Source organism: Flavobacterium sp. 28YEA47A (genome assembly GCF_041262125.1).
In the GTDB taxonomy this organism is placed as follows: Bacteria; Bacteroidota; Bacteroidia; order Flavobacteriales; family Flavobacteriaceae; genus Flavobacterium.
Genome location: NZ_JBGCCI010000005.1, coordinates 235,681 through 255,228, shown reverse-complemented (window position 1 = coordinate 255,228; position 19,548 = coordinate 235,681). Strand labels below are relative to the sequence as shown.

Annotated in this window: 22 protein-coding genes; 8 read left to right on the top strand and 14 right to left on the bottom strand. The window is 32.6% G+C overall.

What is annotated here, in order from left to right; genetic code table 11:
• The first annotated feature begins 301 nt into the window (after positions 1–301).
• On the top strand, positions 302–1,273 hold the full coding sequence (locus ABH942_RS09275; protein WP_370031320.1) for a Fic family protein: 972 nt from the start codon (positions 302–304) through the stop codon (positions 1,271–1,273).
• 278 nt (positions 1,274–1,551) lie between these two features.
• On the opposite strand, the gene ABH942_RS09270 is transcribed toward ABH942_RS09275, so the two are convergent.
• From ABH942_RS09270 to ABH942_RS09220, 11 genes are all read right to left on the bottom strand, one after another.
• On the bottom strand, positions 1,552–2,484 hold the full coding sequence (locus ABH942_RS09270) for a hypothetical protein (RefSeq protein WP_370031318.1): 933 nt from the start codon (positions 2,482–2,484) through the stop codon (positions 1,552–1,554).
• Positions 2,481–3,668 carry a toll/interleukin-1 receptor domain-containing protein gene (locus ABH942_RS09265; protein ID WP_370031316.1) on the bottom strand — a complete coding sequence of 396 codons (1,188 nt, stop codon included), beginning with the start codon at positions 3,666–3,668 and terminating at the stop codon, positions 2,481–2,483. Before ABH942_RS09265 ends, ABH942_RS09270 begins: the two co-directional genes overlap by 4 nt.
• A complete protein-coding gene (locus ABH942_RS09260) occupies positions 3,661–4,449 on the bottom strand; it encodes a TIR domain-containing protein (RefSeq protein WP_370031314.1) in 789 nt (262 codons plus the stop codon). The genes ABH942_RS09265 and ABH942_RS09260 overlap by 8 nt, the downstream gene beginning before the upstream one ends.
• A 22-nt stretch (positions 4,450–4,471) precedes the next feature.
• Positions 4,472–5,029 carry a toll/interleukin-1 receptor domain-containing protein gene (locus ABH942_RS09255; protein WP_370031312.1) on the bottom strand — a complete coding sequence of 186 codons (558 nt, stop codon included), beginning with the start codon at positions 5,027–5,029 and terminating at the stop codon, positions 4,472–4,474.
• Positions 5,030–5,034: 5 nt separating this feature from the next.
• A complete protein-coding gene (locus ABH942_RS09250) occupies positions 5,035–5,649 on the bottom strand; it encodes a hypothetical protein (protein ID WP_370031310.1) in 615 nt (204 codons plus the stop codon).
• A complete protein-coding gene (locus ABH942_RS09245; RefSeq protein WP_139999872.1) occupies positions 5,649–6,140 on the bottom strand; it encodes a TIR domain-containing protein in 492 nt (163 codons plus the stop codon). Before ABH942_RS09245 ends, ABH942_RS09250 begins: the two co-directional genes overlap by 1 nt.
• Positions 6,141–6,153: 13 nt before the next feature.
• Positions 6,154–7,161, bottom strand: coding sequence for a nucleotide kinase domain-containing protein (locus ABH942_RS09240; protein ID WP_370031308.1), 1,008 nt, complete (start codon positions 7,159–7,161; stop codon positions 6,154–6,156).
• Between the two features lie 19 nt (positions 7,162–7,180).
• Positions 7,181–8,065 carry a nucleoside triphosphate pyrophosphohydrolase family protein gene (locus ABH942_RS09235; protein ID WP_370031306.1) on the bottom strand — a complete coding sequence of 295 codons (885 nt, stop codon included), beginning with the start codon at positions 8,063–8,065 and terminating at the stop codon, positions 7,181–7,183.
• Positions 8,066–8,456: 391 nt separating this feature from the next.
• Entirely contained in the window at positions 8,457–8,882 is a 426-nt protein-coding gene (locus ABH942_RS09230) for a hypothetical protein (RefSeq protein ID WP_370031304.1), read from the bottom strand.
• A gap of 74 nt (positions 8,883–8,956) precedes the next feature.
• A complete protein-coding gene (locus ABH942_RS09225) occupies positions 8,957–9,793 on the bottom strand; it encodes a hypothetical protein (RefSeq protein ID WP_370031303.1) in 837 nt (278 codons plus the stop codon).
• A gap of 22 nt (positions 9,794–9,815) precedes the next feature.
• Positions 9,816–10,238, bottom strand: a complete 423-nt coding sequence (locus ABH942_RS09220) for a helix-turn-helix domain-containing protein (RefSeq protein WP_370031301.1) — start codon at positions 10,236–10,238, stop codon at positions 9,816–9,818.
• Between the two features lie 50 nt (positions 10,239–10,288).
• On the opposite strand from ABH942_RS09220, the gene ABH942_RS09215 reads away from it, so the two are divergent.
• Positions 10,289–10,468, top strand: a complete 180-nt coding sequence (locus ABH942_RS09215; protein WP_370031299.1) for a hypothetical protein — start codon at positions 10,289–10,291, stop codon at positions 10,466–10,468.
• Between the two features lie 19 nt (positions 10,469–10,487).
• Positions 10,488–10,856, top strand: a complete 369-nt coding sequence (locus tag ABH942_RS09210) for a SymE family type I addiction module toxin (RefSeq protein ID WP_370031297.1) — start codon at positions 10,488–10,490, stop codon at positions 10,854–10,856.
• Between the two features lie 656 nt (positions 10,857–11,512).
• Here ABH942_RS09210 and ABH942_RS09205 read toward each other — a convergent pair.
• The 3 genes from ABH942_RS09205 to ABH942_RS09195 all read right to left on the bottom strand — a co-directional run bounded on the left by ABH942_RS09205 (position 11,513) and on the right by ABH942_RS09195 (position 13,331).
• On the bottom strand, positions 11,513–11,800 hold the full coding sequence (locus ABH942_RS09205) for a chaperone modulator CbpM (protein WP_370031296.1): 288 nt from the start codon (positions 11,798–11,800) through the stop codon (positions 11,513–11,515).
• A gap of 11 nt (positions 11,801–11,811) precedes the next feature.
• Positions 11,812–12,705, bottom strand: a complete 894-nt coding sequence (locus ABH942_RS09200) for a DnaJ C-terminal domain-containing protein (RefSeq protein WP_370031294.1) — start codon at positions 12,703–12,705, stop codon at positions 11,812–11,814.
• 119 nt (positions 12,706–12,824) lie between these two features.
• Positions 12,825–13,331 (bottom strand): DUF2911 domain-containing protein, encoded by a 507-nt coding sequence (locus ABH942_RS09195; RefSeq protein ID WP_370031292.1) that lies wholly within the window; start codon positions 13,329–13,331, stop codon positions 12,825–12,827.
• 154 nt (positions 13,332–13,485) lie between these two features.
• On the opposite strand from ABH942_RS09195, the gene ABH942_RS09190 reads away from it, so the two are divergent.
• The 5 genes from ABH942_RS09190 to ABH942_RS09170 all read left to right on the top strand — a co-directional run bounded on the left by ABH942_RS09190 (position 13,486) and on the right by ABH942_RS09170 (position 19,480).
• Positions 13,486–14,352 carry an EamA/RhaT family transporter gene (locus ABH942_RS09190; protein ID WP_370031290.1) on the top strand — a complete coding sequence of 289 codons (867 nt, stop codon included), beginning with the start codon at positions 13,486–13,488 and terminating at the stop codon, positions 14,350–14,352.
• An 81-nt stretch (positions 14,353–14,433) separates the two neighbouring features.
• Entirely contained in the window at positions 14,434–16,350 is a 1,917-nt protein-coding gene (locus ABH942_RS09185; protein ID WP_370031289.1) for a DUF294 nucleotidyltransferase-like domain-containing protein, read from the top strand.
• 3 nt (positions 16,351–16,353) lie between these two features.
• Entirely contained in the window at positions 16,354–16,947 is a 594-nt protein-coding gene (locus ABH942_RS09180; RefSeq protein ID WP_370031287.1) for a PolC-type DNA polymerase III, read from the top strand.
• Positions 16,948–17,054: 107 nt separating this feature from the next.
• Entirely contained in the window at positions 17,055–18,146 is a 1,092-nt protein-coding gene (locus tag ABH942_RS09175; protein ID WP_370031285.1) for a sensor histidine kinase, read from the top strand.
• Positions 18,147–18,148: 2 nt separating this feature from the next.
• Positions 18,149–19,480: a sigma-54-dependent transcriptional regulator gene (locus tag ABH942_RS09170; RefSeq protein ID WP_370031283.1), complete on the top strand. Its 1,332-nt coding sequence runs from the start codon at positions 18,149–18,151 to the stop codon at positions 19,478–19,480.
• Positions 19,481–19,548: the final 68 nt, after the last annotated feature.

The window sequence follows — 19,548 nt, the reverse complement described above, 5'->3', positions numbered from 1 at the left end:
AAGAGATAGCAGTGATATCCTTTTACAGAAAATGCCAACTTTTTAAAAAGATTTTCCTTTTGGGCGTGACCCTACGGGTCGGGCAGAACTTTGTTCGCAAGTTTCATTAAAAGCAAATGAATATTGCTTTTCTTCACTTGTGCTACAAGTCCTCGCTCGTACCTCGCTGTGGGCTTTTCGCTGCTATCCCTCACGCAAAGTCTGCATAGAATAGAGTAGGGAGCACAGCCTAATTATCGTATTATCTTTTTCTCTTAAACTATTAAAATTACCAAATAATCCCTACCTTTGATAATATCAAATGATACTATCATCGATGAAACCACCCTATACAATTACGGATAAAATTTTAGCATTAGTAGCTTCCATTTCAGAAAAAATAGGAGAAATTAACGCTTCCCATCTCTATAAGCCCGCAACCGAATTAAGAAAGAAAAACCGAATCAAAACCATTCAGTCTTCATTAGAAATAGAGGGTAACACCTTGACCGAAGAACAAATTACCACCCTTTTAGAAAACAAAAGAGTCATAGCTCCACAAAAAGATATTTTAGAAGTTCAGAATGCCATAAAAGTATACCAGCAACTCAACCAATTCAATCCCTATCAGTTAAAAGACCTCATAAAAGCACACTCTGTCCTCATGAACGGATTAATTGACAATCCCGGCAAGCTTAGAACCACTAATGTTGGAATCGTAAAAGGCTCAAAAGTAGAACACATCGCACCAGGCGGAACCATGATAAACGGATTAATGAAAGACCTTTTTCATTACTTAAAAGCTGACAACGACTTAATCCTCATCAAAAGCTGCGTATTCCACTACGAATTCGAGTTCATACACCCATTCACAGACGGAAACGGAAGAATGGGCAGACTCTGGCAAACCTTAATTCTCATGCAACAATATCCCGTTTTTGAATACCTGCCCGTCGAATCACTCATTAAGCAAAAACAAAACGAATATTATAACAAGCTCTCCGAATCCGACAAAAAAGGAAACTCAACACCCTTTATCGAATTCATGCTCGGCATTATTTCAGAATCATTAAACGGACTTCTGCAAACCCAATCCGTAACACTTCACACAGAAGATAGAATAAGTTTATTCAAGGAGAAAATCGCCAAAAACAAATTCACCCGAAAACACTACATGCAAAGCTTTAAAAACATATCCGCACCAACAGCAAGCCGAGACCTAAAATGGGCTGTTGAGCAAGACCTGCTACACAAATTCGGAACATTAAGACTAACCGAATATCAGTTTAAATAACAACCCCTAAAAAGATTTTCCTTTGGGCGTGACCCTACGGGTCGGGCTATCCGCTACAAGTCCTCGCTCGTGCCTCGCTGCGGGCTTTTCGCTGCTATCCCTCACGCAAATTCTGCTTAAAATAGAGTAGGGTACTTAACCAAATAAGGATGAGTGAATTGAAAAAATTATATGGTTAGAAACCGAATGATTATTCAAGTATTGAAAACTACTATTGCCATAACTTTAGCCTTTTTTTGTATCTCGTCAACTTTAACGAAAAAATATTACCAGTCATTTTATTTTTTCAGACCTTTCATTAATAAGTAGACTATTTGATGAATATTTTTGCTTGAAAATAATATCTCATTTTCCTCAATTGTTAGTCCATTGAGATCTGATATTTTCTTTACATCAAATTTTGACAACTCTGTTTTTAATTTATCATAGTCTGCATAGTCACATTTAGAATTGACATAATCTTTAAATTCGATTAAAAATTCTGTATTATATTGGAAGTCATTTGTCAGTTCTTCAACCACTTCACCTTTAATTAGCTTTATTAGTTTTTCAGTTGCTCCACCAAATGCTCCAACTAAAAACAATGGTTTATTTTCTCTCAAGGTGCAGAGAGCTTCTTCAATAACTCCAGGAATATAGCCTAAATAATTTGTAATTTTCCCTCCAACTAAAACTCTGGCTGTACAATCTTTAGCCATTTCAACCCTCATTATTTTAAAGCATTCACAAAAAGAATATCGGTCCTCTATAGAATTTTTAGGATTGTATTCTTTTTGCTCATCAATAGAAACTGTTGTAGGGAGAGAAACTTCTTTTATTTGAATTTGTTTTGAATAGAAATCTAACCTAACATCACGTGTCAAACGTTTAGTGTTAGGAAACACGAAGTAGTTAATAAATTTAAAGTCTTTGTCGTTTGTCTTTTTATATTGATTCGACAATTCTGAAAAATAGTAAGTATATCCATTTTCTCTTAAGTCTCCACCATACAATGCCGTTCCATCATTAGCAATAATATATCTTGCTATTTCAATAGAAATGTCATTTAAATGTTGTTCTGAAAGACCTATTTTTTCTAAATCTTCATTGACTGAGACTGAAATTGCAATCTTTTTTCCGCTTAATATTTTTGTATGCTTTATTTGAGGCTTCTCTTGTGATGATATTAAATCGGAGTCAATGCCTGATATATCTATTTTTTCTTCTTTCATAGGTTTAAATTAATGGGAGTTGTGAATTCTACATCTTCATCTAATTCACTCAAAATACTTAGTTCCTCTAATCCTAAAGGTGGATCAGGATATAATATGATTAGCTTTTTATTTCCTATATCTTTTTTATATGTTTTTATATCTAAAAAGTTAAATAACTCAGGAGGGGAAGTTATAACTTTAATTATATTATCATCGTCTTTATTTATGCTTGAATAACTTTCTAAAAGTCTATATTGATATAAGTTGTTTAGTACCTGATATAATGTCAAATTTACAATTTTATAAAAACCTATTGTCTCTTTCTTTCCAATAACAGTTGTTGGCATATTACCTAAATATGGAAAGGCTCTTTTTTCTCCATTTAAGATATTATGGACAACTACTATGGGTGATTTATGTTTTTTTGCAATTAATATTTCCCGTCTACACCATTCTCTGTTGGAGTACTCGTCAGTATGAAATACGACTAAAGCAGAATGCTTAATTTCTTGTTCAAATTGTTCTGCAAAATCATATCCGCTTGCAATATCAACAGTATCAAAAAACACATCCAGCTTAAGATTATTTTCAATAAATTGTTTAAACTTGATTGTGGTATTCTCACCATCTTTTTTTGCGTGACTTAAAAATAGTTTTACTGGTGAACCTATTCTATGCTGTTCTTTATCCTTTTGTTTAGGATGAAAATTTAAAATAAGTCTAGAACAGTCATGTAATAATTCTGTTTTAATTTTTTTGATACATTTTTCTAAATCCTTTCCTTTTTGAAGATTTAAAGTCTTATTAAAAAACTTCGTCCCATCTGTAAATTGAAGAGTACTTAAGCCACAACCTATAGAATAAGCTTTGTTGCAAAGTGATATAGGAAATATCCTATTATCATCATTCATTTTCTTGGAAAGTTCTTCAGTATATGAGCGAAATTTTTCGTCCAATACATATTCCTCATCTATAAGTAAAACAATAGCATTCTTTTCTGCATTAGTTAGATCTATTTCTAAAGGCTTATCATCTTCTAATTTTGCATATCTAAAATAAACAGGAATCCCAATTCCTCTAGATAAAGGATTTTGATAATCTCTACAAAATGTAGAATACAATTCTTCTGCAATTGTTTTTCCAAATCCAAAATTAGGGTGCCAGACTACATAAATGTTTAGTGGATATTTAATATTATTCATTGGTATTTTCTGTCATTTGAAGTCTAGAGTTGTCTCTATCTTCATAATTAGTATTTCTTTTTTCAAAGGCTAGCTCAATATATTCTTGCATTTTTACTCTATCATCTGTCCAATCTCTTATTATAGCATAATTAGATTTAAGGTTATCAGATAATCTATCAGGTAATAAGTTATAGGTATGGCTTCCAGTTCCATAATCAGGATGATTGGGCAGTTTTAATCCTAGGATACCTGAACATTTATCCCCAACTTTAAGATTCAAAGCTCCTGATATTTCCCAATCAATATGTTTTCGGTGTTTCGTATTAACACCAATCAAAACTACCAAAACGGTTGTGTCAGCTAAATATCCTTGATGAATTAACTGTTTTATATATCCATCTGAATTATCCGAATCTATATCACCATCTTCAACAGATTTGTGAGTTATTAAATCTCCAAATAAATTCTTGAACCTCTCCTTGTAATCTTGGTCTTCATAATGATAATAGCTTATAAATGTTTTTCTTTTAACTATTTCTTTTGGAAGTGTTGTATTCCAATTAAATCCACCATCAGCTTTCCTTATAAATGGACAAATTCTTGACCAACCATCAATTTTTCTTTCGGCACAACAAAAAGTTTTTCCTTTATTAGCTTGTTCTACCAACCATTGTCGATTCTTAATCATTGCGTCACCTATATGCTCTTCAAAATCGTCATGGACAATAACTTTATCAATTGAATTTCCTTTTTCGTTAAAGGATAATTTTGTAATTACATAATCTTCCCATTTAGCCATAATACTTTATCTTAAATTAATTTTATGGATCACTTATCATAGCATCCATTACATTAGAAAGAGGATTTGTATAACTACCATAATCACTCAATCTCTTTGTTTCAAGTAGAATTTCTTTATCAATTTTTGAAATTCCACTAATCTGATTATTTAAATCCCAAATATCTCTAATAATAGTAGCAGATCTTACATATTCAGGCAATCCTCCTTTAGGAATTCCTTTAAGACACAACACAAACAAGTCGGTTTTATCATAACCATAACCTATTTCAAAAGGTACCCAAGTTGAATATAATGTATTAGGAGAAACCAGTACAAGCATGTGAGAACTGTTGTTTATTCCTTTTCTAATTGAATCAGTAACAGCTTTTGCATTGTTAGATTGATGATGAATTCTCAAATCTCTATCATAAGCATCAAAATAAACATCTATACCTGCTTTTATCAAATAATCTGCAATCTTATTTGCAGCATCTTTGTCTCTCTGCTGGTGTGATATAAATATGCATTTTATTCCCAAAGATAAAACCTCGCTTCTGGATTCATACTTTGTTGGGTAATAATATCGGTTTAAAGCCATATTAATTAATATAGTGTTTTTTGCTCGTACTCCTTCCAATGAATTGGTGTACCGTTTATACCTAATTCGTATTTACTTGTTACTAGCTCTATCATCTCTTTTGCTAATGGCACATTTTCAATTGTTATGTAATCTCTATGACGAGTTCCTGGGCAAATTTCTAGATATTCGTCTGGAACTTTCCATGCATTTTTTCCGAAATACAGAAAGTGATTAGATACTAATACATATTCACCACTCAGATCTTGTCTAAGATTTCCTGTATTTATTTGCCCGTCATATAAACTATGGTGAGAATCTGATTGTAGCCATTCGTTATTTTCATTATGGTAAATATTATCACCATGAATCTGTTTTAAACTTCCATTTAAGACAGGCTTTTTATATTTAAACCGCTCATCCTCCCAGTATTCTTGAAAAGTTAATTTTTCTGTTACTTTCATTAGAAAAATTAAATGATTTAATAACCCATTTGCTACTGCACCAGTGCCTATAATCCAATCTCCAACTACTGCTTTTTTTCTTATATGTGGCTTACAGCAAGCTAAAGTACAATACTCTCCAAATGGATTTGGAGCAAATCCATAATCACGAGTTATTTTATATGCATAAACACTCATTACTGACAGTTGATTCTCTTAACATTATTTACAGGCGTTCTTGGAGAACCACTTGAACTACACCATCCAACATCTTTACCGTCAAGCGCATCAATTATTTTTTCAGAATTCCATCCAACTAATCCATCACCAAATTTTTCCAGATTTTCAGGTATATCTGAATCTTTTCCGCCATGCATAAACACACCAACAATTCTTTTTCCTAGTTTAGCAGCTTCTTCAATTTCCCAATTGACCCATTTTCTTGAATGAGTTTGCGAACCAATTAGCACTACGACAGTTCCTGCCCAACGCATTTTCATTCTTAAGAGCCGTTTCAAAGTTTGTTCAGGAATTAGTTTTTTATCTAACCTCTCTTGGTTTTTGGGATTAGCTCTTATTGAGCTATTTCTAATCCCGTATTCTTTACCAGCTAGTAATTTTGTAAAACTTGTAACAGCTTCATCATCTTTGTGATGATGACTTATAAAAACATTTTTTGATGTACTCATAATTTATGTGTTTTTAAATGAGGTTATTAATCCCCCATTTAGGAGGAAAGAAATAATCAATATGTTCTTTATTTTGTACTTTAAATTTCTGTTTTATACGTATTCTATTTGAAACCCCCATAATCTCCGGATGAAACATTCTTGAATATTTATCAACTTCACAAAATACGTTTTGGCAATCAATTAATTGTAGGTTTCTACCCCATAGATTTTGAAACATTATTCCTCGTTTTTCAAATTCCATTTCTTGATTATCTGCCATCATTTTTATAACATCTTCATAACTATAATCTCCTAAACTTGTAAAGCATTTGGCAATACCATCTTTTGCTCCTGGACCGGCTTTTACAAATTCCATTTCACTGAAATTAATAAGATTACTATAATTGAGATCAGTGGTATACTGATAGGCTAAAAACTCTCCAATTGTTGGATAGGATAATAACAACTCATATACATCTTTCATGGACGTACTTTTTTGAAGAATATATGGGAGCTTATCCTTTATCATTCTTTCGATTAGTAATAAATGGTTTTGATGTTTCCTATCTTTTCCAAAAATAGATTTTCCAGATGCCATTATGTAAGCAGGGGAATAGATGGGCTCATTGTTCTTCAGAACCTCTAGCAATAATTTATCATAAGCTTTAAAGGAATAATTTTTAAGAGAGATTTCTCCTAACTCTTCTTGGAGGAATTCCCATGTTGAAATTCTATTAAAGATTTTGAATAAAATTGTGCGGAAAAATAACTCTTCTGGGTCTTGACTTCCATTATATATAATATTTTTTATCAAGAATTGACTTACTCTATCAGTAGCACGATATACATTTGTAAATTTATAATTGTTCAGAATCTCATCTTCTGTCCAAGGATAATTGATATTATTAAATCTTTTAAAAAAAACATCTTGCCTTTTTGAGATAAATTCCCAATATGTATTATACACAATACTTGGTTTCGGTTTAGTCTTTTTTACTAAGATTGAAATATTTTTAGGATTATTTATTGTTTCTGCCATCATTATTTTTTACTCAAAATTAGTTTTTGCCTAAGTAGGTTAGCTTTTTATTTTTAATACTGACCATAACCCGCCCACCATTATTATTCTTTAATTCATCAAAAACCTTATATGAATTTATAATTGCTGTTTCCCATTGTTTCTGCGTACAATTTTCAACTTCAATACCACTAACTAACTTTTTAATCGTTTTCAAAACCTCAGTATCTACATTATTGCTGTATTTAAATAATTGATGGTCAATAGCATAATTATAAATATATAAGCTTACTAGTTCTTCAGTAATAGCTGCTCTCGCACCATCTTCAACTTCATCAGTAGCGTTAACACTTTTTCGTTTTATTCCCATTAATTTTCTTATCACAGGAGACCATCCAAGATAAGCAACATAACCTAAATGAAATATGTCATGAAACCTATATCCGTCCTCTTTATGAGAGTTATCCGTGATGTCATTTCCTAATTGCTTATTAGAAGTCTTATTGATGATTCTTACTTTTTCTTTTCCGCCCTCTTTTATAATTTTAAACTCAACTTCAAACTCTCTAGGAAATTGCTCAGATTTTGGATATCCTTCATCATAAACTATAAAATTTTCTGGTTGTTCTGAATCAAAACGATCTTTTATTTTTTTTAGATTCTCTGTAGCCACCTCCTCTAAACTTAAATCATTCTCAGTCGCTATTGTGGAAATATACCAGAGTACATCACCCAATTCTTCTTTTAATTTATTTTTATAATTTACATAAGCAGTTCCATCTCTTAAATTTTTCTTTAATTCCGTAATAACAGAACCAGCTTCTCCAATTAATCCTAAAAAAGGAACGATATTATTAACTTCCTTACCCTTGACATAATCTTGGATAGTTTTTTTTGCTAGGTTTTGATAATCTGAAAATAACATATCATTTTTTTAGGTTAATAAATATAGCTCATGAAATTTAGTTAATTTCAATATAAGCATGGTTAAATTACTTTGTATTGATTAATTAGTTTAATAAATTAACAAGTTTATTCAACCAAATATACTAAAAACAAAATGCTTTTTGATTACGGAAAACCGTAATCAAAATCAAAATTTAGAACAATCAAAAAATAAATAGAGAAAATCCTTACTGATAAATCAATAAAAAGATTAAAAGGAGAAAAGAAAAAAATAAATTCGAATTATGCTATCGAACATAAATGCCATAGAGTCTCTGTAATTGAACCGATAAGATTATAATTTTTCAAGTTTTAAATTATATCTCTCTTCAATACTAGTTATAATTTCAGGCTTGGTATTCTCCATTTTGTTAATTGATACAATTATACTCCAATCCAACAATAGTCAGTATTAAAATCAAAAAAATTGAACCAAAAAACAATAATTTAGAGAGTGAAAATATACATCTGAAAAAATTATATTTATCTTCTTTATATTTTTCGATAGGCATTTCGTAATCTTTTATTGTAAAATTGCTAGTTGTTATCCCGCTAACATCATTATAGACACCTCTAAATTTCCTTTCTTGTTGTAAATAATAACTATCCAGAAGCCAAAAAAAGACTACTTGAATTGACGCTAAATAAATTAAGAATATTTTTGGCGATGTAGAATAAATAGCTAGAAGACCTGCCGTTAAAGTAATTGTAATCGCTTTTAATTGTATAGAATTTGTACTTAATCTATTTATAATATTTTGTATAAACTCCAAGTGTTGTCGTTTCTCTTCTGTCATTACCTTATTTATTTGAATATTTAATTTTCTGATTCTTAATAATATTTACAATTTTTCATTAAGTTATTCAAAATCTATTTTAGGATAAACCTTTTATTTAATGGATGTTGTGTATATAAATCATCTAAAGCTTTTTCAGCAGTAGTGTTTTCTGATGTTTTACACCAATTAATTAGGTCATCTTTATCTAGATTCGTTAAATGCGAAAGCTCTACATTATAATCTATTAATAATTGTTGTTGATCACTTTCATTTAACATTTTCATTTCATTTGATGAAAATACTTTGATCTTTCGTTGTAAACGTTTAGGTGTTTTCTTTTGTACAATTATTGAAGTGTTGATTTCTGAAAAAATCCAGGGAGAATTAGTCTTATTATTAATTTCATTAGAAGTGACAATAGAATTTGGAGTATTTAAAAATATAATACACTCGCAATTGTCAATCATTCTGTTTAAGGAGTTAGAAAGCATCATATGCACATGTGCTGTAGAATAATTTCTTTTCAGGTAGTTATAATTAGTATTATTACTATTCTTACAATATTTATCATCAAGTTGTCTTAATAAATCATCCGAATATCCCCAAACCGCTGAATCAATAAAAGTATATATATTGAATGCTTCATGAAAAAAACCTGCAAGTAGAAAAGCTAGTTTCTCATCTTTATGAGAATGAGATAAAAATATATGTGCATTTACTTCAGGAAACCATTCATTGATAATTTTATTACCATCTAGGCGTTTATTATCTAATAAGTAATCATCTAAGGTACTTTTTACCTTTATTTTGGTATCTTGAAAGATTTTTTCACCTATTTTAATGAGTTCATTTACATCATCATCATCATCATTATCATCAGTTATGCTTATATCAGGTAATGGTATTGAAAGATTGAAACCTCTATACATATTAATTAGTTATATTATCTACTTACTTCCCCTCAATCAACCTCTCCAATTTATCAATCATTTCTTTTTGTTGTTCAAGCATGCGCTCATAAAGCTCAACCATCTTATCAAGTGGATTGAAAGTACATTCGTTATTATATTGATAACCTGCTACATTAGTAACGCCAGGATTTGAACCCTCATAATTATTCTGAATATTTACAATGGCTTTTTCTTCATCAAAATTTTCAATAGCCTCGGTAGGCACTTTCAGGATTTTAGCCACTTGTTCTAAAATATCCTTTTCTACGGATTCTTTTTGTTCCAGGAGAGAGATTTTCTTTTGGTTCCAGTCTTCACCCAATTCGTAGGCTAGGGCATCCTGCTTGATGCCGAGCATTTCACGGAAACGCTTTATGTTTCGACCTTGGTGTATTTTCTTGTTTGGCATATCGGTATGTATCATAAATCTCAAATATACTGTTTTTAGTTAAAATAATTAACAACTATTGGTAAATGAAGTTTCTAAATTATGCTTTTTTCGGAATAAAACATCCTGAAATGGAATTGATTATCCCGCAAACCTTGTCTTACTTCACAACATCATTGCACAATGATATAAAAAACACTGACGGAAACAAATATAAGTCAATCGAAATACGCCAAATTACGGGAAACCGTATTCTACGATATTAACCCAAAAAACACCTTGATTATGTGCAACGTAAAATTATCAGACCAAGACGACGAAACCAAACTAATAGACACCCGAAGAATAAAAGTCTATAAAGAAATCCTGGTAGGGCCAAATACCTATCCACACGATTACAGTTCCAAAATCCTCCTAATGGGCAAATGGGTTCGCAACTGCGGATTCGAGCCCGACGACAGGCTGACAATAAGCGTATATAAGTGTAGGATAGTGGTAGAAAAGGAAAAGCCAGGCACGATAGACACCAAACTATTGGCACGCGTACAAAAGCAAAGCGACGAATCCCTAAAACAAAAGATTAAATCCCTCGTAAGCCCCGAAGTATTCGCAAGACTAAGCTTCGAAAACGGAGACATCAAATGGGATAGGTAATAAATTATTATATAAAGAAGATCTTCTTTATATTATGTCAAATAGAAATTTATTTTAAGCATAAACTTTGGTGTATAACGAATGAACTTTTGAAAATAAAGAGTATCTATAAACTCTTTTAAAACAAATAAAGAATTCTAAATTAATATAGTATGATAAAAATTCATTTAGCTAATTACAAAGGAATAACAACGATAAATTTAAAGAATGTACAATGCCAAAAAAATACACTAAACAGATAATTAATTTTTGATCACCAGCATAGAAAAATTTAAAAGAAACCTAACAGACAGATTAGCATTTTTTATAAACAAAAATTCAATAAAATAATTTGTTCAATAAAATTTGATCAAAAAGGAAGTTCTATATCAGATTAGATTTTTTATTTTCCTTGTGGTAGTACTTAAAAATTATATATCAAAGCTATCTTAAGATAATGCTGTGTGTATTATAGTTTTAAAAAATGTCTATTTTTTGAACTATAATCTACATTATGTAAAATAACATTTTTTTAAACTAAAGAGATATATTACTCTTATTCTCCTTTATCACCATTATATTTGTAGACAAAATCATATCAATGGAATATTTATTTATACTGCTTGTTATCTTCTTATTGTTTTACGTTCCAAAATATTTTAGAAAGCGTAAATAAATTATTCATGCAGTCGTAGTCGGTTTTTTAAATCTTGGATTTCTTGCTGGAGTTTTTTTTGTTTTTGTAGCAGATTTAAAATTGCATCTATTCCTTCAGGATTTATATGCAGTTCATAATACAATTGTCTGCAGCGATCTAAATCTTCTAATTTTTCGGAATCCATAAATTTCTCATTATTCTTGTTTTCAAATGGAATGATTCCCATTTCGTCCAGAATATCTATGAATGTCCTTTCAATTTTATAATGGCTGCAATAGTCTGCTATGATGATTCTTTCGATTTTCATGTGCTAAATTTTTAAAGTTTGGATAATTCCCTAAAAGCTTCTTTTTGCTTATCAGATAAGTTGGTTGGGATTTTTATATCGTATGTTATAATAAGGTCGCCAAACGAGCCTTCTTTTTTATAAACCGCCATTCCTTTATTTTTAAGCCTTACTTTGGTTCCGTTTTGGGTTTCCGGCGGTACTTTTAGCTTTACTTTTCCATCTAACGTGTCAATGGTGATTTCTCCGCCTAAAATTGCTGTAAACAAATCCAGGCTGACGGTTTTGTAGATATCGTTATTCAGTCGTTTGTATTCAGCATCTTCTTCAATTCTAAATGTGATATACAAATCGCCTGCCGGTCCATTATTAGCTCCGGGACCGCCATGTCCTTTTAGTTTTATAACTTGTCCGTCGGCTATTCCAGCCGGAACCGTGATCCTCAGGTTTTTTCCGTTTACGGTAATTGTCTGTTTGTGGGTTTTGGCAATATCCTGGAGTTTCAAGTGCAATTCTGCATTATAGTCCTGTCCTTTAAAACTGGTTTGCCTACTACTTCCTCGTCTGCCACCAAACATAGATTCAAAAAAATCAGAGAAATCAGCATTTCCAAACGATGCATCATCGCCAAAATTAGAATAGGAACTGCCAGAATATTGAGATTGTGACTGAGATTGCCTTGCCTTTTCATATTCTTCAGCATGCTGCCAGTTTTCACCATAGGCATCGTATTTTTTCCTTTTCTCAGGATCGCTTAAGACTTCATTGGCTTCATTGATCTGCTGGAATTTTTTATTGGCTTCGGCATCATCTGGGTTTAAATCCGGATGGTATTTCCGGGCCAATTTCCGATAGGCTTTTTTAATTTCGTCAGTACTCGCCTTTTTGTCAACTTCTAAAACGCTGTAATAGTCTATAAATGCCATGGTTATGATTGTTGTTACATTATAAATTTAAAAAAATAATTTGTCGTTTACAACAAGTACCAAATAAAAAACACTGCCTTTTCAGACAGTGCTTCAACTAAATTAAGTATTGAAGAAATCTATTTAATTTTCACAGGAATGTCCCAGTTTTCCCAACTTAGGGTAACATTATCCTTGTTGATTTTATAAACCAGCTTTTCAGTCAAAGAAGCTGATTTTTTAGGTGTTACTTTTACTCTTAGCTGCTCTTGCTTAGCGTCCATTTTATAAGCGCCCCATTGCTTCCATTCTTTATTGAATATGATAGTTGCCGAATTTTTTTCAGGAATTACGAAGAAAGCATATTTCCCGGCAGGTAGTTTTTTACCTTCAATAGTAATTTCTTTATCAGTTTCAAAAGTGGTAGCTTCATTCGCACCGGCACGCCAAACTTCTCCGTAAGGAACAAGTTCGCCCCAAATAGCTCTTCCTTTAACAGAAGGACTTCCGTAGTTGATTGTGATTGTTGCGCCATTAATTTTTCCAGTAGCAGTTTCTGCCGGGCTTGCCTTTTTATCCTGGGCATTTGCGAAAGTAGTCATTACTAATGTCATCAGAAATATTCCGATTTTCTTTTGTAGTTCCATGGTGATTTGTGTTGATTGTTAATTTGTTATATTTTGGCTAGTAAAGATAATCAAGTGATGTTGCTCTAAATTTTTATTTATAATTCTTTTAAGAATTTTAACACGAAAAATAAATGTGATTTTCAGTTACTTTTGTAGTTAAAAGATTTTTAAAATGTTCTATATCGTCTTAAGCATAATTTGCAGTGTTTCAGTTGGGGCACTTCTTAAATTTTCAAAAAGATATTCTTTTGATATTGTCCAGGTCATTGCTGTAAATTATATATTGGCCCTGTTGCTTTGTTATGGTACTTTTCAGCCTGATATTTCTGTTGTAGATAGCAATTCTCCCTGGAAAATATACATCGGACTTGCCATTTTATTACCTTCCGTATTTTTATTATTGGCTTCTTCTATCAAACATATAGGAATTGTCAAAACAGATATTGCCCAGCGGTTATCCTTATTTATCCCTATCCTGGCCGCTTATTTTATTTTTAAAGAAGACTTTACTAACTTAAAATTAGCAGGGCTGATTGTTGGTTTTCCGGCTATTTTCCTTACGTTATCTAAAAAAAGCCAATCCGGATCTCAGGAAAATAAATGGATTTTTCCTGTATTGGTGTTATTAGGATTCGGAATCATAGATATCTTATTTAAACAGATCGCTCTCCAAAAAAGTATTCCATACACCACTTCCCTATTTATAGTATTTTGTGGTGCTCTAACGTTGGCGTTGTGTTTTTGTATCTATTCGATTTTTATAAAGAAAAATCCTATACGATTAGTAAACATTGCTATTGGAGCTCTTTTAGGGATATTGAACTTTGGAAATATCTTGTTCTATCTAAAAGCGCATAAAGCTTTTTCAGAAAATCCTTCTACCGTTTTTGCTGCTATGAATTTAGGTGTGATTGTTTTAGGTAGTTTGGTTGGGATTATCGCTTTTAAAGAAAAAGTCTCTTCAAAAAACTATATCGGAATTGTGCTGGCTTTGGCTTCTATTGTACTGATTACCCTTTCACAAATTCAGGCAAAATAGCAGCAAAGTATTTTTTAAACTTCTTTTGCAAAGAACAAGAATAAAGTTTATTTTTACTTATTATCTAGCTAACAAGATTTTATGAAAAACCCGATTGCGGAGAGGATTGTTGATTTTCTCAAGAACTATCCGCCTTTCAACAGCTTAAATTATCAGGAATTATCGCATATTGCTTCAGAAGTGAAAGTGCTTTATCTTGAAAAAGGCAAGATCCTTTTCCAGATTGGTGAGGCTTGTCATGATAGTTTTTATATTGTTGCTTCTGGAGCCATAGGGTTATCTGTGACTTCTGATGCCGAAGAAACTATAATTGACAAATGCGATGAAGGCGATATTTTAGGCCTTCGCCCATTCTTTGCAAAAAACAATTATCTCATGACAGCAAAAGCTCGTGAAGAAAGTATTGTATATGCAATCCCAATTCAGATTTTCCAGCCTTATCTGTTTGCTAATCCAGATGTGATGAACTTTTTGCTAGAGAGTTTTGCATCCAATACCCGAAATCCTTACGACAAGGAACATCGTGGAAAGCTGATCTCTGAAAATATTATTTATAAAGAACAACAAACTGATATTCAGTATTTCCAGTCGATTCAGTATTCAAAAGAGCCAATTACAGCTTCGCCGGAGGCAATCGTAAGGGATATTGCTCAAATGATGACGGATAAGCTGATTGGAAGTGTTATCATTACAAAAGATGATTTTCCTATAGGAATCGTTACGGACAAAGACCTGCGGTCGAAAATTGCTACAGGACATTTTGAGATAACGACCACAGCAGCTAAAATAATGACTTCACCTGTAGTTACCGTACCGGAAGATCTTTCTCTTGCCGAAGCACAGGTATATATGCTTAAGTATAATGTAGATTATCTTTGTGTAACGGAAGATGGCTCCGATAAATCTTCTGTCAGAGGAATTATTTCTGAGAATGACCTGGTGGTTGCCCAAGCTAATAACCCGGGTGTGTTGATTAAAGAAGTCAAGAGAGCACAATCAGCTAAAGATTTAAAACGTATCCGTGAAAAATTATCAGAACTGATACAAACATCTATTACAAAAGATATTCCGCTTTCACATATTATGAATATCTCAGGAGAAATCAATACGGCAATTACAAGACGCGCCATTGATCTGGCTATTCTTGAAATGGGCTCACCTCCTGCCCGATTTGCTTGGCTGAGTATTGGAAGCCAAGGCAGAAAAGAACAGCTATTGTTGACCGATCAGGATAGCTTTTTGGTTTTTGAAGATGTGCCTCAGGACAAATATCGCGATGTAAAAGATTATTTCCTGCGCCTGGCCAGAAGAACAACTTCTACGTTGGAAAAAGTGGGTTATTTCTTAAGTCCTGACGGATTTGTTTCAAGTAATATGATGTGGTGTAAATCACTGACAGACTGGATTAAACAGTATAACAATTGGATTAATACTCCAGGTGAAAATAGCGAAGTTATAAACACTATTTTCTTTGATTATGAAATTGCTTTTGGCGAAACTTCTATAGAAGAAGCCATTACAGAAATTATTTTCAAAAATGTAAAAGGCAATAAGTTATTTTTTGACTACTTAGGAAACGATGCTTTGAAAAAACCGCCACCATTAGGTTTCTTCCGTCAGTTTCTGGTTGAGGAAGAAGGTGAAAATAAAGATCTATTTGACATTAAGACTAGAGCATTGACACCACTTATTGATGCCGGTCGTTTGTTGGTATTGCATCAAAATATCAAAGGAATCAATAATACCTATATGCGTTTCAAGCAGTTGGCTATTGCCGATCCTAGGCATTCGGAATTATTCCTTAATTGTGCTGAAGCCTTCTTAACGCTGTCAGAATTCAGGACAGTAGAAGGTTTAAAGAATGACAGTTTTGGTCAGTTTATTAATCTCGAAGAGCTTTCAAAAACCGATAAGGTAAAACTTAAAAATTGCTTTATTCCTATCAAAGAAGTTCAAGAACTAATCAAGAGCAGGTTTAAGCTCACCTATTTTTCATAAATCATGCTGGATTGGCTAAAAATAAATAAAGATTACCCGCAATTTTGGAAAGACTATCTGGGGAAGTTTGAAAACAAATCCAGACGATATGTTGCATTTAGCACTGAAACTACCGGTCTGGACACTGAAAAAGACGTTATCTTGTCTATAGGAGCCGTAGCAATCGATAACAATACCATTATTGTAAAAGACAGTTTTGAAGCACTAATTTTTCAAGATAAATTTACACCCGAAGTAGCACTAAAAACAGGTGTTCTAAAAGGAACTCCAGATGAAAAGCATTCTGAAAGCGAAGCTATCGAAGCTTTTATTAATTATTTGGGCAATGCTATTTTAGTTGGACACCGAATTCATTTTGATATTGCCATGATTAATTCCGCTTTGGAAAGACTTCATTGCGGTAAACTTAAAAACGAGGCTTTAGACATTGAAGTCATGTTTAAAAAATGGAAACAAATACCTGAAGAAAAGCAATATAGCTTAGATGAGTTAAGTGCTTCCTTTAAGATATCTAAAAGTGAAAGACACACGGCTTCTGGCGATGCTTTTATCATTTCTCTCTTATTTCAAAGGCTTAAACAACGCTTAGGATTATAGCCAGAATTTATAATTTTTTCCACTTTTCTTAAAAAGAAGCAAATATTTTTTTGCAATTCTATTTAATAAGTAACTTTGCTGTCCACTATTTATAAATTAGGCAAATAATGCTTGAAATATCAACAGAAGAAAAACTGAAAGAACGGATCAAGGAATTGAGCTGCCTCTATGATATTTCAAAAACTACAAGCACTAATGTAACTTGTTCAGAATCTGTATTAAAAGAAATCTGTGAGATAGTAAAAATTGCATGGAGATTCAGCAATGACAGTATTGTTGAATTAAAATATAGCGATTTTTATTTCGTAACCTCTACTCTTCCTAAAGACACGATTTTTCAAATAAGTCCTGTTTTTATCTTTGAAAAAGAAGTGGGCTTTATAAAAGTACATTATCCTTCTGACAGCGATGCCTTTTTCCTGATTGAAGAAGAACAACAGTTATTAGATAAAGTTGCCTTAGAAATTGGTAATTATATTGAAAAAAATCACGTTCGCGAAAGAGAAAAACAACTGCAAAGAAGCGTAGAACGTATTGACAGGTTGTCTATTCTTGGTGAAATAACCGCCGGAATTGCTCACGAGCTTAATACTCCCTTAGGAAATATTCTTGGTTTTGCAGAATTGATAAACGAGCAGAATATTGACCGACAGGTTACTCAGGATGTTTCAAAAATCATCAACGCTGCCATTTATTCCAGAGAGATTGTCAAGAAATTGATGTTCTTTTCTTGCGAGATGCCGCAAAATATGGAGGTTGTTTCTATAAAACCGATAGTAGTCGAAGCATTATCATTACTTGGCCCTAATTTTAAAAAGGCACAGGTGTCATATGAACTGATTTTTGACAATCCGGAACTAAAAGCACAGATTGACAATATCCAATTAACACAGGTTTTATTCAATATCCTGATCAATTCGATTTATGTAGCGCCAGAAAACAGCAGTATTACTGTAAAAGTTACAGACGATGCAAGCAATTTCTATATTGAGATTGCTGATGAAGGAAGCGGTATTCCGGAAGAAATTAAATCCAGGATATTTGAACCTTTTTTTACCACAAAGCCTATAGGTGAAGGTTCCGGTCTTGGCTTAAGTGTTGTTCATGGTATTGTAAAAAGCCATCGAGGCGACATTATTGCGCTGGACAACCATCCAAAAGGCACAATTTTTCAAGTAAGACTCCCTTTAAATTCGTAAAAATGCTAAAGAAAGAAAACATATTGATTGTTGATGACAATTATGATATGCTGGAATTGCTGCAACGTAATTTAAAGGCGCAGAATTTCCATACCTATAAAGCATCTTCTGTAATGGAAGCTATTGAAATTCTTAAGGTCGTAGCTATTGATTTATTGATTACCGATTTGCAGATGCCTGGTTTAAATGGAATTGAACTAATCAAATTTGCTGAAGAACATTTTCCAGAAATACCAAAACTTGTTATTACCGGATTCCCATCGGTTGATACGGCTGTAAATGCTGTAAAATCTGGAGCTTTAGATTATTTGGTAAAACCATTTACTAGTGAAGAACTAAAAAAAGCAGTGCAAAATTCGTTTGAAGGAAAAATAGGTACTAAGAAAAAAAGTGCCCCTGCCCTTCTCGATTCAGATAAGAAGATAACCAACTATGCCGGAATTGTGGGTGATTCTGAGCAATTTGAGAATTTAGTTGACGTTATTGAACGTGTAAAAAACAATAAAGCTACCGTTTTAATCCAAGGTGAAAGCGGTACAGGAAAAGAACTGATTGCAAGAGCGATCCATTTTAAAGGTTCTTTTGCCTCAAATCCTTTTGTGGCCGTGAATTGTGGAGGAATTCCTGAAAACCTCATGGAATCAGAATTATTTGGTTATGAAAAAGGAGCTTTTACGGGGGCTAATGAAACCAAAATCGGTTTATTCCAGGCTGCAAACGGCGGAACCATCTTTTTGGATGAAATTGGTACGGCTCCCTTGGCAGTGCAAACCAGATTGCTACGTGTTTTACAGGAAAAGGAAGTAACGATGATTGGTTCACAAAAAGCCCAGAAAATAGACGTTAGGGTCATTTCTGCTACCAATAACGATTTGTATGAAATGGTACAAAAAGGAAGCTTTCGCGAAGATTTATACTACCGATTGAATGTAGTTGGTATTGAAACAAAACCATTAAGGGAAAGAAAAAACGATATTTATCCTTTAATCGCTACCTTTATAAAGAAATACGGCATAGAATACGGAAAACCGAATTGTACAATTTCTGACAAGGCTGTTGAAATCCTTGTGAGACATTCATGGCCGGGAAATGTAAGAGAATTAGAAAACATTATACAGAGAATGATTATTATGAGCGATTACGCAATCGATATAGTTGACATTCCTGATTATCTGAAATACCAACAACCCACTGAAGGAGGAGTTTTAAAGCCTTTAAAGGATATCGAAAAAGACCATATCTTAAAAGTGCTTCACGCAGTGGGCGATAACAAAACTAAAGCAGCAGAAATTCTTCAGATAGATAGAAAAACATTAAGACAAAAGCTGCTTTAAAGTCCGGGGAGTTTTTACCCTATTGGTACTTTTCTCTCCAGCATTTATTTAGGTTATAAAATTTAGTA